This window comes from Pectobacterium colocasium, assembly GCF_020181655.1.
GTDB classification, from domain to species: domain Bacteria; phylum Pseudomonadota; class Gammaproteobacteria; order Enterobacterales; family Enterobacteriaceae; genus Pectobacterium; species Pectobacterium colocasium.
Map to the genome: position 1 here is coordinate 23,848 of NZ_CP084032.1, position 15,531 is coordinate 39,378.

At 54.9% G+C, this 15,531-nt stretch carries 17 protein-coding genes; 9 read left to right on the plus strand and 8 right to left on the minus strand.

Annotated features, from left to right (window positions below; all coding sequences use genetic code 11):
* Positions 1-19 precede the first annotated feature (19 nt).
* From LCF41_RS00105 to LCF41_RS00125, 5 genes are read left to right on the plus strand one after another with little or no spacing between them, the layout of a single operon-like run.
* The gene (locus LCF41_RS00105) at positions 20-973 is read left to right on the plus strand and encodes a nucleoside hydrolase (protein ID WP_225086381.1); all 954 of its coding nucleotides are present in this window, start codon (positions 20-22) and stop codon (positions 971-973) included.
* 1 nt (position 974) lies between these two features.
* The gene (locus LCF41_RS00110) at positions 975-1,964 is read left to right on the plus strand and encodes a nucleoside hydrolase (protein ID WP_225086382.1); all 990 of its coding nucleotides are present in this window, start codon (positions 975-977) and stop codon (positions 1,962-1,964) included.
* Positions 1,964-2,941 (plus strand): ABC transporter permease, encoded by a 978-nt coding sequence (locus LCF41_RS00115; protein ID WP_225086383.1) that lies wholly within the window; start codon positions 1,964-1,966, stop codon positions 2,939-2,941. Before LCF41_RS00110 ends, LCF41_RS00115 begins: the two co-directional genes overlap by 1 nt.
* Positions 2,938-3,846 (plus strand): ABC transporter permease, encoded by a 909-nt coding sequence (locus LCF41_RS00120; RefSeq protein WP_225086384.1) that lies wholly within the window; start codon positions 2,938-2,940, stop codon positions 3,844-3,846. The genes LCF41_RS00115 and LCF41_RS00120 overlap by 4 nt, the downstream gene beginning before the upstream one ends.
* A 39-nt stretch (positions 3,847-3,885) precedes the next feature.
* On the plus strand, positions 3,886-5,685 hold the full coding sequence (locus tag LCF41_RS00125) for an ABC transporter ATP-binding protein (RefSeq protein WP_225086385.1): 1,800 nt from the start codon (positions 3,886-3,888) through the stop codon (positions 5,683-5,685).
* A 36-nt stretch (positions 5,686-5,721) separates the two neighbouring features.
* Here the strand turns inward: LCF41_RS00125 and LCF41_RS00130 are convergent, their stop codons facing one another.
* Together LCF41_RS00130 and LCF41_RS00135 are read right to left on the minus strand one after the other, a co-directional pair.
* Positions 5,722-6,021: a helix-turn-helix domain-containing protein gene (locus LCF41_RS00130; RefSeq protein WP_180779427.1), complete on the minus strand. Its 300-nt coding sequence runs from the start codon at positions 6,019-6,021 to the stop codon at positions 5,722-5,724.
* Positions 6,008-6,394 carry a type II toxin-antitoxin system RelE/ParE family toxin gene (locus tag LCF41_RS00135; RefSeq protein ID WP_180779426.1) on the minus strand — a complete coding sequence of 129 codons (387 nt, stop codon included), beginning with the start codon at positions 6,392-6,394 and terminating at the stop codon, positions 6,008-6,010. Before LCF41_RS00135 ends, LCF41_RS00130 begins: the two co-directional genes overlap by 14 nt.
* Positions 6,395-6,609: 215 nt before the next feature.
* On the opposite strand from LCF41_RS00135, the gene LCF41_RS00140 reads away from it, so the two are divergent.
* Positions 6,610-7,107 (plus strand): GNAT family N-acetyltransferase, encoded by a 498-nt coding sequence (locus LCF41_RS00140; RefSeq protein WP_225086386.1) that lies wholly within the window; start codon positions 6,610-6,612, stop codon positions 7,105-7,107.
* 199 nt (positions 7,108-7,306) lie between these two features.
* Here LCF41_RS00140 and bhsA (LCF41_RS00145) read toward each other — a convergent pair whose 3' ends face one another.
* From bhsA (LCF41_RS00145) to LCF41_RS00165, 5 genes are all read right to left on the minus strand, one after another.
* Complete coding sequence (gene bhsA / locus LCF41_RS00145; RefSeq protein ID WP_225086387.1) at positions 7,307-7,564, minus strand: multiple stress resistance protein BhsA; 258 nt, start codon at positions 7,562-7,564, stop codon at positions 7,307-7,309.
* A gap of 172 nt (positions 7,565-7,736) precedes the next feature.
* On the minus strand, positions 7,737-8,537 hold the full coding sequence (gene ssuB, locus LCF41_RS00150; protein ID WP_225086388.1) for an aliphatic sulfonates ABC transporter ATP-binding protein: 801 nt from the start codon (positions 8,535-8,537) through the stop codon (positions 7,737-7,739).
* The gene (gene ssuC, locus LCF41_RS00155; protein WP_225086389.1) at positions 8,534-9,328 is read right to left on the minus strand and encodes an aliphatic sulfonate ABC transporter permease SsuC; all 795 of its coding nucleotides are present in this window, start codon (positions 9,326-9,328) and stop codon (positions 8,534-8,536) included. The genes ssuB and ssuC overlap by 4 nt, the downstream gene beginning before the upstream one ends.
* 10 nt (positions 9,329-9,338) lie before the next feature.
* On the minus strand, positions 9,339-10,481 hold the full coding sequence (gene ssuD, locus LCF41_RS00160; RefSeq protein ID WP_225086390.1) for an FMNH2-dependent alkanesulfonate monooxygenase: 1,143 nt from the start codon (positions 10,479-10,481) through the stop codon (positions 9,339-9,341).
* Between the two features lie 60 nt (positions 10,482-10,541).
* Positions 10,542-11,564 carry a sulfonate ABC transporter substrate-binding protein gene (locus LCF41_RS00165; RefSeq protein ID WP_225086391.1) on the minus strand — a complete coding sequence of 341 codons (1,023 nt, stop codon included), beginning with the start codon at positions 11,562-11,564 and terminating at the stop codon, positions 10,542-10,544.
* Between the two features lie 435 nt (positions 11,565-11,999).
* Between LCF41_RS00165 and LCF41_RS00170 the strand changes: the two genes are divergently transcribed.
* The 3 genes from LCF41_RS00170 to LCF41_RS00180 are packed head-to-tail and all read left to right on the plus strand — an operon-like array spanning position 12,000 to position 15,080.
* Complete coding sequence (locus LCF41_RS00170; protein WP_225086392.1) at positions 12,000-12,323, plus strand: PTS sugar transporter subunit IIB; 324 nt, start codon at positions 12,000-12,002, stop codon at positions 12,321-12,323.
* On the plus strand, positions 12,320-13,642 hold the full coding sequence (locus LCF41_RS00175; RefSeq protein ID WP_012772775.1) for a PTS cellobiose transporter subunit IIC: 1,323 nt from the start codon (positions 12,320-12,322) through the stop codon (positions 13,640-13,642). The genes LCF41_RS00170 and LCF41_RS00175 overlap by 4 nt, the downstream gene beginning before the upstream one ends.
* A 25-nt stretch (positions 13,643-13,667) precedes the next feature.
* Positions 13,668-15,080 (plus strand): glycoside hydrolase family 1 protein, encoded by a 1,413-nt coding sequence (locus LCF41_RS00180; RefSeq protein WP_225086393.1) that lies wholly within the window; start codon positions 13,668-13,670, stop codon positions 15,078-15,080.
* A gap of 184 nt (positions 15,081-15,264) precedes the next feature.
* Here LCF41_RS00180 and bhsA (LCF41_RS00185) read toward each other — a convergent pair whose 3' ends face one another.
* Positions 15,265-15,522: a multiple stress resistance protein BhsA gene (bhsA, locus tag LCF41_RS00185; RefSeq protein WP_225086394.1), complete on the minus strand. Its 258-nt coding sequence runs from the start codon at positions 15,520-15,522 to the stop codon at positions 15,265-15,267.
* Positions 15,523-15,531 lie beyond the last annotated feature (9 nt).

Sequence of the window (15,531 nt, forward strand, 5' to 3'; positions counted from 1 at the left end):
AAAAAGGAATCATCGAAGGATGAGCGCGTTACCTATTATTATTGATTGTGATCCGGGGATAGATGACGCGATTGCGTTATTAAGTGCATTTGTGGCACCCGAGTTGGATATTCGCGGTATTTGCACGGTGTGCGGTAATCAATCGTTGGACAAGACGGTGCATAACGCGCTGCAAATTGTTGAACTGGGCCAGCGCACGGATATTCCCGTTTTCGCTGGCTGCCATCGGCCGCTGTTGCGTGAACCGATCCACGGTCAGTTCCACGGGGAAAGCGGACTGGGCCAGACGGTGCTGCCTGAGCCACAAAAACAGGCCGAAGTGCAGCATGCCGTGAGTTTTATTATTGCGCAGTGCAAGCAGGCAATCGCTGACGGCACGCCGATTACGCTCTGTACGTTAGGGCCGTTAACTAATGTGGCCATGGCGCTGCGTATGGCTCCTGAGATTGCTGACGGTATTGCGCGCATTGTGATGATGGGCGGCGCCTACCGTGAAGCAGGCAACCGCAGCCTGACGTCTGAATTTAATATGCTCGCCGACCCACAGGCGGCGAAGATAGTGTTTGATTCATCGATTGCCCTTGTCGCGCTACCGCTGGATGTTACGCATCAGGTGATTTTGACGCCGGAATTGGTGGCGCGTTTCATCGCGCTATCCGGGCGGATTTCCGCGCCGTTGGGTGAAATGATGGCGTTTTGGGATCGCAATGACATCCGTCGCTATGGTTCACGCGGCGGCCCGCTGCACGATCCACTGGTTATCGCCTGGGTGCTGGCGCCACACTGTTTCACGACGGAAAAAGCCAGCGTTTACATTGAGCAGGAAAGCGAGCTGTGCATGGGGCAGACCGTTGCCGACTGGTACGGAAAAACTGACCGTCAGCCGAATGTGGATGTGGTGACGGGGGTTGATGCCAAACAGGTTGTCGAGCTGTTTGCTGACCTATTGAGCCGCTATGGAGAGGGTGTCTGACATGGTTCAAGAACGCATTATTATTGATACCGATCCCGGCGTTGACGATGCGATAGCCATCTGGCTGGCATTGGCTTCACCCGAGCTAGACGTACTGGGGATTACCGTTGTGGCAGGCAATGTGCCGCTTGCTGCCACGCTACCGAATGCGTGCAACGTAGTGGGTGTGACGGGCAGAACCGATGTGCCCATTTTTGCCGGTGCTTCACGCCCGCTCATCCGCGATCAGGTTTTCGGTAAATACGCCCATATCGGCAAATTCTCTGCTGACTGGGTACCGGAGAGCACGCTGTCGCCGGAACAGGAACACGCTGTTGATTTTCTGGTGCGGATGACGCGTCAGGCGGCGGCCGACAATAATCCCATCACCATTTGCGCACTTGGTCCGCTGACGAATCTGGCGTTGGCGCTGTGCTTCCATCCTGATGTCGCACGTGGCATCAAACAGATTGTTTCCATGAGCTGTGCCTTTACCGCGATGGGGAATCGCGTACCGTGGGCGGATTTTAACGTCTATGCCGATCCGCATGCGGCGGAAATCGTTTTTTCTTCCGGTGTTCCCCTCGTCATCATGCCATTGGATGTGACCTTTCAGGCATTAATTCAGACGGAACAGGTTGAGGACATCGAACGCAGCGGCGGCGCGCCAGGTAAGGCGATGGCCGCGCTGTTGCGCATGTTTGATCGTAGTGAAGTTGAGCGCTTTGGTCGCGAAGGTGGACCGATTCATGATGCGACCGTCATTGCGTGGCTGTTAAAACCGGAGCTGTTCAAATCAAAACGCGCGCGCATTGGGGTAGAAGTTGCCGGTAAAACTGCGGGTTATGCGTTTGCCGATTTTTATCACAAACTGGGTGAGCCTGAGAATGCGCTGGTCGCGCGGGAAATCGACGAACAAGGGTTCCTCGGGCTGGTTGCCGATCGCCTACGCCGCTATTCTCCTGATGAAACAAATGCTTCTGAAGAACTAAACGGTTCCAGGGGGCGCTAATGATAGCCTACCTGCTGAGCCGAATCGGACAAACGCTGCTGACGCTGGCTGTGATGTCGGTGCTGGTGTTTGTGGGTGTCTATCTGGTTGGTAATCCGGTCGATATGCTGTTGGGCGCGACGGCCACGCCAGCGGAACGGCTGGCGGTGATTCAGTCCTTCGGTCTGGATAAGCCCGTCTGGGAACAGTACGGGCTATTTGTCTGGAACGCCTTTCAGGGCGACATGGGCAACTCGTTTATCTTTAATCAACCCGCGCTGACGCTGATTTTTCAGCGCATGCCTGCCACGCTCGAACTGGCGATGGTGGCGTTCGTGATGGCGCTGATTGTCGGCATCCCGCTGGGGATTTACGCTGGCCTGAAGCCGGACAGCGCGGTGTCCAAATCCATCATGACCTTCTCCATCCTCGGCTTTAGCCTGCCCACGTTCTGGATTGGGCTGGTGATGATCATGCTGTTCAGCGTGAAGCTGGGCTGGCTGCCTTCCTCTGGCCGGGGCGATGTCCATGAACTGTTCGGTATTCCATTCAGTTTTCTGACCCGCGATGGTCTCGAACACCTGCTTTTGCCCGCGTTTAACCTCGCGCTGTTTAAAATCTCGCTGGTTATCCGCCTGATGCGTGCGGGTGTGATGGAGTGTCTGCAGCAGGATTATGTGCAGTTTGCCCGCGCGAAAGGGCTGTCGGAAACCCGTATCGTACTGGTTCATGTGCTGCGCAACACGCTGATTCCGCTGATTACCGTGTTGGGGCTGGAACTGGGGTCGCTGATCGCGTTCGCGGTGGTGACGGAAACCATTTATGCCTGGCCGGGCATGGGTAAGCTGATTATCGACTCGATCGCCGTGCTCGACCGTCCGGTTATCCTGGCTTATCTGATGATTACCGTTGTGATGTTCAGCGTGATCAACCTGCTGGTCGATTTGCTGTATGTGCTGGTCGATCCGCGCGTGCGACTGGGAGGAGACAAGGTATGACAGGGAATACGATACACCAGCCCGCTGCCGTGCAAAAAAACGCTCACCCGGTAATGCGCGTGGTGATGGCGCTGCTCAACGATCGGCTGGCGCTGTGCGGACTGATTATGCTGGCGGTTTTCGTGCTGCTGGCACTGCTTGCCCCGCTGCTGTCGCCGCAGAATCCCTACGATCTGATGCAGCTCGACATCATGGATGGCCGACTCGCACCGGGTGCGCAGAGCATGGCGGGCATGACGTATTGGCTGGGGACGGACGATCAAGGGCGCGACCTGTTCAGCGCCATTCTGTACGGCACTCGCATCAGCCTGATGGTGGGCTTCTCCAGTGCGGTGTTTGCGCTGCTGATTGGTGCCTCGCTGGGGCTGATTAGCGCCTACGTCGGCGGAAAAACGGACGCGACGATCATGCGTATCGTCGATATCCAGCTCAGTTTCCCGCCTATCCTGATCGCGCTGATTCTGCTGGCGGTGCTGGGGCAAGGGGTTGATAAGATCATCATGGCGCTGGTGGTGACGCAGTGGGCTTACTACGCCCGGACGATTCGCGGTTCGGCGCTGGTGGAACGTCGCCGCAGCTACGTGGATGCGGCGCGCAGCATGGCGTTGTCCAACCGCCGTATCCTGTTTCGCCATATTTTACCCAACTGTCTGGCACCGCTGATCGTGGTGGCAACGATGCGCATTGCCTATGCCATCATGCTGGAAGCCACACTTTCATTTCTGGGGATCGGGTTGCCCGTGACGGAACCGTCACTGGGGCTGCTGATCTCTAACGGTTTTGAATACCTGATGTCGGGCGACTATTGGATCAGCTTCTTTCCGGGGCTGACACTACTGCTGCTGATTGTGGCGATCAATCTGGTCGGGGATGCGCTACGCGACATCCTCAACCCGCGGAACTAAGCCGTGGGAACGCCCATAGGAATGAGGGGTAACGAACACATGACAGCGCCGATTATGTCCGTTTCGCATCTGACCACCGCCTTTCAGGTGAACGGCGAGTGGATGAACGTGGTGCGGGATTTATCTTTCACGATTGGCGAGAAAGAGACAGTCGCCGTGGTGGGGGAATCTGGTTCAGGGAAAAGCGTGATGGCGAAATCCATCATGCGCTTGCTGCCACCCGGCCAAAGCCGAATTGAGGGGCATATTCATTTTGGCGACACCGAACTGCTCTCGCTCCCCAATAAGGCGATGCAGGATGTGCGTGGCAACCGTATCGGCATGATTTTTCAGGAGCCGATGACCAGCCTGAATCCGGTCTTGCCGATTGGCTACCAGATTACGGAAGTGCTGCGCCGCCATCGCGGCATGGGCAAAGCCGAAGCGCGCGCCGAAGCGGTGCGCCTGCTGGAGAAAGTACGCATTCCGGCGGCCAAATCGCGGCTGAACGAGTACCCACAGAGCTTCTCTGGCGGGATGCGTCAGCGCGTGGTGATTGCGATTGCGCTGGCCTGCCATCCAAAGCTGTTGATTGCCGATGAACCGACGACGGCGCTGGACGTCACGATTCAGGCACAAATTCTGACGCTGATAAAAACCCTTCAGGAAGAAGAAGGGATGTCGGTGCTGTTTATCACCCACGACATGGGCGTGGTGGCGGAAGTGTCCGACCGCACGCTGGTGATGTATCAGGGTGAAATGGTAGAAAACGCCGTCACGCGAGAGATCTTTCATCATCCGCAACAGCCCTATACCCGTATGTTGCTGTCTGCGGTACCCAAATTAGGCTCGATGTCTGGCAGCGCATGGCCACAGCGTTTCCCGCTGATCGATCTCAAAACGGGCGAACGCCAGCCGGTGCCGGAGGCGGTGAATACCGTGTCGGGTGAGGAACCGGTGCTGACGGTAAAAAATCTGGTCACCCGATTTGATATCCGATCAGGTTTTTTCCGTCGGCTGTCCGGGCGGGTTCATGCGGTGGAAAATATCTCGTTCGATCTCTGGCCGGGCGAAACGCTTGCGCTGGTTGGGGAATCGGGCTGCGGTAAATCCACCACCGGACGGTCGATTATTCGCCTCAACGACGCCGTCAGCGGCGACATTCAGCTGCTGGGAAAAAATATCCTGACGGCGGATAAGCGTGAGCTGACCGAGTCGCGGCGGCAGATTCAAATGGTGTTTCAGGATCCGTATGAAAGCCTGAATCCGCGTATGCGGATAGGGGAAGCCATCGCCGAACCGATGCTGCTGCACGGTCTGGCGACCCGCCAGAATGTGAGTGCGCGAGTGAGCGAACTGCTGGAACAGGTAGGGTTATCTGGCGATATGGCTTCGCGTTTCCCGCACCAGTTCTCCGGCGGGCAGCGGCAGCGAGTGTGTATTGCGCGCGCGCTGGCGTTGGAGCCGAAAGTGATTATTGCCGATGAATCGGTATCGGCGCTGGATGTGTCCGTCAAAGCGCAGGTGATCAACCTGATGCTGGATCTCCAGCAGAAGCTGGGGCTGTCATTCCTGTTTATCTCGCACGATATGGCGGTTGTCGAGCGTATCAGTCATCGTGTGGCGGTGATGTATCTCGGTGAAATTGTGGAGATCGGCCCACGTTCGGCGATCTTCGACAATCCGCAGCATGATTACACCCGGCGTCTGATTTCTGCGGTGCCCGTGCCTGACCCGGATACCCGTCCGGTGCGCAATATCACCAATGATGAATTGCGCAGTCCGGTGCGTGCCCCTGATTTCCATCCTCCTGCACGCCGCTATAAACAGGTTGGCGAAGGGCATTTCGTTCTGGAGTGAACGAATCGCGTTTACTGAAAATCCAGAACGACTTAATTACAAAGTAAGCGCGATACGCTTACCATCAGGCAAGGTCACATCTAGCGTAAGCTTGCCGCCTAGGGCAGTGACATAGCGTTTCAGCGTTGACAGTTTTGGGTCATTCTCGACCTTCTCCATCTTAACAATAGATGGCTGCTTGACGCCCAGAGCTAATGCAAGCTGAGTCTGCGACATGTTCAGCTCTTCGCGTAGTTTCGCTAAAGTGATTTCCTGACGGATCTCAGCCGTGCGCGCTTCAATGCGGGCGCGGCTCTCCGGTGAACGTTTAGCCATCATTTCTTTAAATGTCGCCATCTTCTTTTACCTCCGGTGATATCAGATGCGATGTAAACTCAGCGTCTGCGATCTTAATCATACGTTCGTAGAACAATTTTTCATTTTCGCCTTTCTTATCTCCCGCACATAAAACAATCGCTTTACGTGTCCGATCAAACGCGAAGAATGTTCGGAATGGGTGGCCGCCAACCTGAACTCGAAGCTCCTTCATATTTTTGTATTGTGAGCCTTTAATCTGATCAACCTGTGGTCGCCCTAGCTGTGGGCCATCTTCTTCGAGTATACCGAGGTGTGCCAAAACCTCTTCCTGTACCGTTTCGGTTTGCTCATCAAACCACGTATCGAATAGTGCCCGTGTGACTATTTCCCATGCCAATCTGTAAACCTCCATGTCCTGCACTCTGCAAGTACAATATAACCTTAAGGCTATATTAGCAAGCGTTCCTCGTTAGCAATAGTGGGTATATGACTAGGTGAGCTATCCCTAGCTTGGACGAAAAATATTATCTGGTGGACGGCATGGACAACGATGATTTTAAGCTAACGTTGTATTTTACAACGCAATAGTATTATGGGTCTTTTCAAGGTGGCAGGAGGGCTGTAGGAATGGCGACTTTTGCAGTACGTCGTATAAACAATAGCGATCTAGACGAGTTCAGGCGAGTAAGGCTCGAAGCACTTAAGCTTCATCCAGAAGCATTCGGTGCGTCTTTTGAAGAAGAAAGCCAGAAACCAGAAACATTCTTTGCTGAACGCCTCCGCCTAAACTCGATTTTTGGAGGATATGACCTCGAAAACAGGTTGCAGGGTATCGTGGGTGTAAGCGTCAACACTGCACCAAAACTGAGTCATGTGGTCATGATTTGGGGAATGTATGTTCGAGCTGAAATGAGAGGGACTGGCCTGTCTCGATCGCTTTTGGAAGCGGCATTACAGGCATCTTGCAATGCGAAAACAGTGAAACTTTCAGTCGCTGCAACCAACAAATTGGCACAAGCCCTTTATTGTTCTTTTGGATTTAGAGAGTGGGCAATAGATACCGCTGCACTGTACATTGATGGTAAATATCATGACGAAATCTTGATGAGGCTTGATATTAATTAGATAAGTCGTAATCCCAGACTTTTTTGCACTGGCTACTACGTACTTGCTAAAACACTCACGGAGACACTTCGTGCTGCGCCACCGAATGGCCTACGGGATCGTCTCAAAGTGAATTTGGCATTATTATCCCATAAAAAAACGGACTTTCCTCTTGAGTGAGGAAAGTCCGTTTAATTTTTTGATTGTTTATCAGCAGCCATTATTTGTAGATAACGGCGACGCCGCGCAGTTGGTTGTCACCTGTTGCAGACGTGATAGTGAAGGCGCTGGCACCGGCTTTTTCTGCTTTCTGAGCCAGCTGTGCTTGCAGTGAATCCAGGCTACGGGCGGTAGCGCTAACGACACCCACTTTTTCCAAGCCTTGTGCCTGTTGTGAAGAGACCTGATCGGCAGCGAAAGCACCGAAAGACAGGGTAGAAAGTACGACAGCAGCGGCGAAGAATTTTACGTTTTTCATGTGATGTATCCTGTTCAATGTTGTTTGGAGTGAAAGGTCATTTCCTTTCGATGAAGAGGATATTACGCCGATGCAGGTGGAAGGAAAAACGGAGTGTTTTGAGAATATATGTCAATATTTTTGATGGTAAATCTGGCGATAAGATGCACAGTCTCGATCGCCAGAATGAAGGTTATATTGCCGCCTGCTGGGGCAGAGGAGACGAGGTTGGGGCCAGCACGCGTTCCAGTACGCGGGCTTCCAGCTCCGCCAGCTTTGCCGATCCGCGACGCCGCGGCCGGGGTAAATCGACCGTAATATCCAGCCCCACGCGCCCTTCTTCAATCAGAATAACCCGGTCGGCCAGCGCAATGGCTTCGGAGACATCGTGCGTCACCAGCAAGACGGTGAACCCGTGCTGGCGCCACAGATTTTCGATCAGACTTTGCATCTCGATGCGGGTTAAAGCATCCAGCGCGCCCAGCGGTTCATCCAACAGCAGCAGACGCGGATGGTGAATGAGCGCGCGTGCCAGCGCGACGCGCTGTTTCTGACCGCCGGACAGCGCTGCCGGCCAGTCGTTCGCGCGATCCGCCAGCCCGACGGAGGCCAGCGCCTCCTGCGCTTTCTCACGCCAGTTACCGCGCAGCCCCAGCCCGACATTATCGATCACCTTTTTCCATGGCAGCAGGCGCGCTTCCTGAAACATCAGTCGCGTGTCGTCTTTTGCGCTGCTGAGCGGTGCGGTGCCAGTCAGCAGTTCGCCGCTGCTGGCGGCTTCCAACCCGGCGAGCAGACGCAGCAGGGTACTTTTTCCGCAGCCGCTGCGGCCGACAATGGCAACAAACTGCCCGGACGGAATGCGCAACTGTACGTCATTCAGCACGGTGCGGTGGCCGTAGTGTTTGGTGATGGCATCCAGCGCCAGCGGCGTTCCTTTGGTGAGCGGCGACGGTGAATGCGCGTGCGTTGCAGAATCGGTAAAAGCGGTCATGATGCGTCCCCCGATGAGGTTTGATAAGCCGGATTCCAGCGCAGCCAAATACGTTCCAGCCCCTGCGCGCTGATATCAGCCAGTTTGCCGAGCAGTGCGTAAAGAATGATGGCAACCACCACCACGTCCGTTTGCAGGAACTCGCGGGCGTTCATAGCGAGGTAGCCGATGCCGGAGTTGGCAGAGATGGTCTCCGCGACAATGAGCGTCAGCCACATAAAACCCAGCGCAAAACGAATGCCGACCATGATGGATGGCAGTGCACCGGGCAACACCACCTGAGAGAACAGGCTCAGGCCGGACAGTCCGTAGCTGCGCGCCATCTCCAGCAGGCCGCGATCGATGTTTTTAATGCCGTGATAGGTGTTGAGATACACCGGGAATAGCGTGCCCAACGCCACCAGAAAGATCTTGGCCGCCTCATCAATGCCGAACCACAGAATGACCAGTGGAATCAGCGCCAGATGAGGAACGTTGCGGATCATCTGCACTGAGCTGTCCAGCAGCCGCTCGCCCCAGCGCGACAGCCCGGTGATAAAACCGAGCACCAATCCGATACTGCCGCCGATAGCAAACCCGATCAGGGCGCGCCAGCCGCTAATCGCCAGGTGTTGCCACAGCTCGCCGCTGGAGATGAGCGACCAGCCTGCGGTAATCACCGAACTGGGCGCAGGCAGAATCCGGTTGGATAACCAGCCGAATTCGACGGATATCTGCCACGCGACCAGCAGCGTTACGGGGAGTAAGAAGGGCGCAAACCGCTGTGCCAGTGAAGAGAGCGTTCTTGCCATGATCGGTTCCTCAGCTTTGCGAGACTTTGCGTGGCACATAGCGGTTTGCCACCACTTCTCCCACGTTGCTCACCGCATGCAGCGGCGTGGGCTGTTGCGCCAGATTGAGGTGTGGGAACAGCAGTTCACCCACGCGATACGCCTCTTCCAGATGCGGATAGCCGGACAGAATAAAGGTATCTATTCCGAGATCGGCGTATTCCTGAATACGTTCGGCCACCGTTGGGCCATCGCCAACCAGCGCGGTGCCGGCGCCGCCGCGTACCAGACCAATGCCTGCCCATAGATTCGGGCTGATCTCCAGCTTGTCCTTTTTGCCGCCGTGCAGGGCGGCCATGCGCTGCTGACCGACGGAATCGAAACGCGCCAGCGCCGCCTGTGCATCGGCGATGGTTTTGTCATCCAGATGGGAGATCAGCCGATCGGCAGCCTGCCAGGCTTCTTCGGTGGTTTCCCGCACGATAACGTGCAGGCGAATACCGAAGCGAACCTCACGCCCCTGTGCCGCTGCTTTGGCGCGGACTTCCGCCAGCTTTTCTTTAACTTGTTCAGGTGGTTCACCCCACGTCAGGTAGAGATCGACCTGTTCTGCCGCCAGATTCTGCGCGGCCTCGGAAGAACCGCCAAAATAGAGTGGCGGACGTGGCTGCTGCACGGGCGGGTAAAGCAGTTTGGCGTCTTTGACCTGAATGTGTTTTCCTGCGAAATCGACGGTTTCGCCTTCCAGCAGCCTGCGCCAGATGTGGGTAAATTCCGCCGAGGCTTCGTAGCGTTCTTCATGGCTGAGGAACAGCCCTTCGGCGGCCAATTCTTCCGGATCGCCGCCAGTCACCAGATTGAACAGCGCCCGACCATTGGACAACCTGTCCAGCGTAGCGGCCTGGCGTGCGGCGATAGTGGGGGAAATCACGCCGGGGCGCAGGGCAACGAGAAATTTTAGCCGCTGCGTCACTGGAATGAGCGAGGCGGCAACCAGCCAGGAATCCTCGCAGGAGCGGCCTGTCGGTAGCAACACGCCACCAAACCCTTGCCGCTCGGCGGCCTGTGCCACCTGTTGCAGATAGCTGTAGTCAACATGACGTGCGCCCTCAGTGCTACCAAGATAGCGACCGTCTCCGTGGGTGGGCAGAAACCAGAATACGTTAAGACTCATGGTGTGAACTCCTTGAACAGTCTTGTTTGGGGTAAGCAAAATGTGTGTGCGATAAGCGAATTAGTTCGCCTGAGGACGCCAGACGCGCTCTGCGATATTGACTTTCACCGGTACCAGACGGTTTTCATAGAACAGGTCGGCGGTGGATTGCTGCGCCTTGATCGTGGCGGCATCCAGTGGTTCGATGGTGGTTGGCGGGCGATGATCGAGTGCCGTTTCAATCACTTTTTCCGGTAGTCCTACCGCGTTGGCTAACAGAGTGACGCTTTGTGCCCGGTCGCTGATGGTTAACGCATCGGCTTTGGTCAGTTCGTCCAGCACCTGACGAATAAAGCTGCCGTGTGCTTCGGTATAAGGGCGGGATGCGAGGTAGAAAGAGCCGGTTTTCTCCAGCCCGCTGCTGTCAGCCAGCACACGGACGCCGCCTTCCAGCAGTGCGGCGGAATAGTAGGGATCCCAAATGGCCCATGCATCGACATTACCTTGCTGGAACGCCGCGCGGGCGTCAGCGGGAGTCAGGTAGGTCGGTTTGATATCGGTGAATTTCAGCCCGTCACGTTGCAGCGCGCGCAGCAGCGTATTGTGCGCGCTGGAGCCTTTCTGAAAGGCAACTTTACGGCCTTTTAAATCGGCGACGGTTTTCACCGGGCTGTCTTCCCGCACCAGAATCACTTCGGCCTGAGGTTTAGGCGGTTCCACACCGACATACAGCAGGTCAGCGCCAGCGGCCTGCGCAAAAATCGGCGGGATATCGCCGGTGCCGCCCAGATCGATGCTGCCAACGTTGAGCGCTTCCAGCATCTGTGGGCCGGCGGGGAACTCAACCCAGCTAATTTTGGTGTTGGGGAACTGTTTTTCCAGCAGCTGGTGTGATTTTGCCAGCACTAGGCTGACCGAACCTTTCTGATAGCCGACGCGTAGCTGCGTTGGCACGCTGTCCTGCGCATAGGCGGCGGACATGAGCAGCAGGGCGCCAGCAGCCAGAATCGCGGGGAGTTGGCGCAGTCGCGTCGTCACGTTTTTCCATAATGGCACGCTTTCTCCACGCCTTTCCATGACCGATTTTTTCATCATCAATGACATGCTTATGACCTCTCCCTTATAACGAAAAATTAAAATTCAGCGAGAAAATTCAACATCAGGTGATAAACATAACAGGGGGACGGTGGGCTTTTTAAATCTCAATTTGTCGTTTTTATAGCCAAAAGTAGAAAATGCCTGAAATCAAAACACTTAGCATAATAAGCACAGCAATAGTGGGTTTTACCTGTCCTTCACGTCTGAAACACGTTTTCCATGACCTGCCTCACATTGTTTCCAGCAATGCCTACCATTTCGTGAACCTATTCTCATATATTGGTTTTTTTCATGGAAAACGGTTTCCGTTATGTTTCCATAGATGTGTTTCCAATGGCCGTGTTGATTCACGATGCTTTTATTGATGACGTTTTTTTTATTCGTAACGCTTTTTATTCATAACGCTTTTTATTCGTAACGTAATGCGACGGGGTATTGAAAATGAAAAGGATCATGCTTTGTTGTTCCGCTGGGATGTCTACCAGCCTTTTAGTGAGAAAGATGAAGGAGGCGGCCAGCACACGTGGTCTGGACGTTGAGATTGCCGCCTACGCCGCCCATGAATTTGATGAGCAGGTCGGGAAGTATGACGTTGTGCTGCTGGGGCCACAGGTGAAATATATGCTGGCGTCCTTTCAGGAGAAAGCTGAGGGAAAAGGCGTGCCTGTAGCAGCGATAGATATGATGGATTACGGTATGCAGCGCGGTGACAACGTGCTGGATTTTGCCTTTTCACTGATCGAAAAATCAGGACAACCGCTATGAGTGGCCTCTATCAGTCGATGGTGAATATCATCGAGCAAAAAATTACCCCGCTGGCGGGTGTGGTCGGGCAACAGCGTCACATCATCGCGATTCGTGATGGTTTTATCGCCGCGCTGCCTTTCATGATCATCGGTTCGTTTATGCTGGTGTTCATCTTCCCGCCGTTCGCGCCGGATACCACGCTGGGGTTTGCCCGCGCGTGGCTCGATTTCTCCGTTGCCTACCGTGAACAGCTGATGCTGCCGTACTACCTCAGTATGGGGGTCATGACCTTCTTTATCTCGGTGGGGATAGGGGCCAGCCTGGGTAAGCACTACAAGCTGGATCCGATCATGACCGGCCTGCTGGCGCTGATGGCATTCTTGCTGGTGGCCGCGCCTTATCACGACAAGCAAATTTCTACCCAGTACTTCTCCGGAGAGGGGATTTTTACCGCGATTCTGACGTCAATTTATGCCGGTGAAGTGTATGCCTGGCTGAAGAAACGCAATATCACCATTCGCCTGCCGAAAGAGGTGCCAACCGGCGTGGCGCGTTCGTTTGAGATTCTTATCCCCGTGCTGGTCATCGTTGCGACACTGCATCCGTTTAACCTGTTCATCCAGTCCGCGACCGGCATGATTATCCCGGAAGCCATCATGCACCTGCTGGCACCGCTGATTTCGGCGTCGGATTCGCTGCCTGCGATTCTGATTTCGGTGTTCATTTGTCAGATTCTATGGTTTGCCGGGATTCACGGTGCACTGATCGTTACCGGGATTATGAACCCGTTCTGGATGACCAACCTGGCGCTGAACCAGGCCGCGCTGTCAGCCGGGGCGCCGCTGCCGCATATTTATTTGCAGGGATTCTGGGATCACTACCTGCTGATCGGCGGGGTTGGCTCCACGCTGCCGTTGGCCTTTTTGCTGCTGCGTAGCCGCGCGGTTCATCTGCGTACGATTGGCCGTATGGGTGTCGTGCCGAGCTTTTTCAACATCAATGAACCGATTCTGTTTGGTGCACCGATCATCATGAACCCGCTGCTGTTCCTGCCGTTTATTTTCGTGCCGATGGTCAATGCCGTCATTGCCTATACGGCGACGAAGCTCGGTTGGATCGCGCAGGTGGTTTCCCTGACACCGTGGACGACGCCGGCGCCAATTGGCGCATCATGGGCGGCGAACTGGGCGTTCAGCCCGGTGATCATGTGTCTGCTCTGCATGGTGATGTCGGCCGCGATGTATTACCCGTTCCTGAAAGTGTATGAGCGCACGCTGCTTAAACAGGAGCAGGAGAAACAACAGCAGGCTGCGGGCGAAGCCAGCGCCAGCGCATAAACACGAGTGAAGCAGAGAGGAACGTATGCACGATCATCTTCAGAAGGATTTTCGCTTTCCGGCGAATTTTTGGTGGGGCAGCGCCAGTTCGGCACCGCAAACGGAAGGCGAAAGCCTTAACTATGGTAAAAGTGCCACCGTGTGGGACGAATGGTTTGCCACACAGCCCGGCCGCTTTCACCAGCAGGTTGGGCCAGCGGATACTTCCACGTTTTATCAGCACTGGCGTGAAGACATTGCGCTGCTGAAGACGCTGAATCACAACACGTTCCGCACGTCGATCTCGTGGGCGCGACTGATTCCCGATGGCGTCGGGGAACCGAACCCGCAGGCGGTGGCGTTTTATAATCAGATCATTGATGAAATGCTGGCGCAGGGCATCACGCCGTTTATCAATCTGTTCCATTTTGATATGCCGATGGTGATGCAGCGGCTGGGCGGCTGGGAAAATCGGGCGGTGGTGGTGGCCTATGCGGGCTATGCGGCGACCTGCTTCCGCCTGTTTGGCGACAGGGTCAAACACTGGTTTACCTTCAATGAGCCGGTGGTGCCGGTGGAAGGCGGGTATCTGTATGATTTCCACTACCCGAACGTGGTGGATTTCAAACGCGCTGCGACGGTGGCGTACCACACGATGCTGGCGCATGCGCTGGCGGTGAGGGCCTATCGCGAACAGTCGCAGGGCGGAGACATTGGCATTATCCTCAACCTGACGCCTTCCTACCCGCGCTCCCAGCATCCGGCTGATGTCAACGCGGCCAACATAGCCGACCTGATGTTTAACCGCAGTTTCCTCGACCCTGCACTGCGGGGCGAATACCCGCGGGAACTGGTTGATTTGCTGCATCGATACGGCCAACTGCCAAGTTGCCAGCCTGACGATCGTGCGCTGCTGGCCGATGGGATTGTCGATCTGCTGGGCATTAACTACTACCAGCCGCGCCGTATTCAGTGCCGCGACAGTCTGGTCAACCCTGATAGTCCGTTTATGCCCGAGTGGTTCTTTTCCAGCTATGAAATGCCGGGACGAAAAATGAATCCCTATCGTGGTTGGGAGATTTACGAACCGGGCATCTATGACATTCTGACCAATCTGCGGGTGAATTACGGCAATCCGCGCTGCTTTATTTCGGAAAATGGCATGGGGGTGGAGAACGAACAGCGTTTCGATGCCAACGGCCAGATTCAGGACGATTACCGCATCGATTTTGTCCGCGAGCACCTGAAATTTGTACACAAAGGTATCGCGGAAGGCAGCCATTGCCTCGGCTACCATATGTGGACGTTTATCGATAACTGGTCGTGGTCGAATGCCTACAAGAATCGCTATGGTTTTGTGCAGTTGGATTTGGCGACGCAAAAACGCACGGTGAAGAAAAGTGGGGAATGGTTCGCGGCGATAGCGGCCGAAAATGGTTTCCAAGGTACAACGTTGTAAGTCTATCCACATCGGTGTGGCAATCTGCCACACCGTATTCACCGTTCTTCCTACTTCCGCACGTTCTCACTTCCGTATCAATAAAAAACCAGCTTGCCCTGATGAGGAGGCAAGCCGGAAAGAGGGTAATACGTGATGTCTTACAGGATAGCTAACTGGGATAAAAACTCAGGGTAAACAACGATTAGTTGAAGATTACCGCAGAGCCACGCAGCTGATCGTTACCGGTCGCAGACGTGATGGTATAAGCTTTAGCGCCTGCTTTTTCTGCTTTCGCGGCGAGCTGAGCCTGTAGTGAGCTGAGGTCTTGAGCGGTAGCAGTAACGACGCCGATTTTTTCCAGGTTCTGTGTCTGTGAAGGAGCAACATATTCAGCAGCAGAAGCACCGAAAGTCATGGTAGCGAGAACAACAGCAGCGGCGATGGTTTTTACGTTTTTCATGGTGTCTTA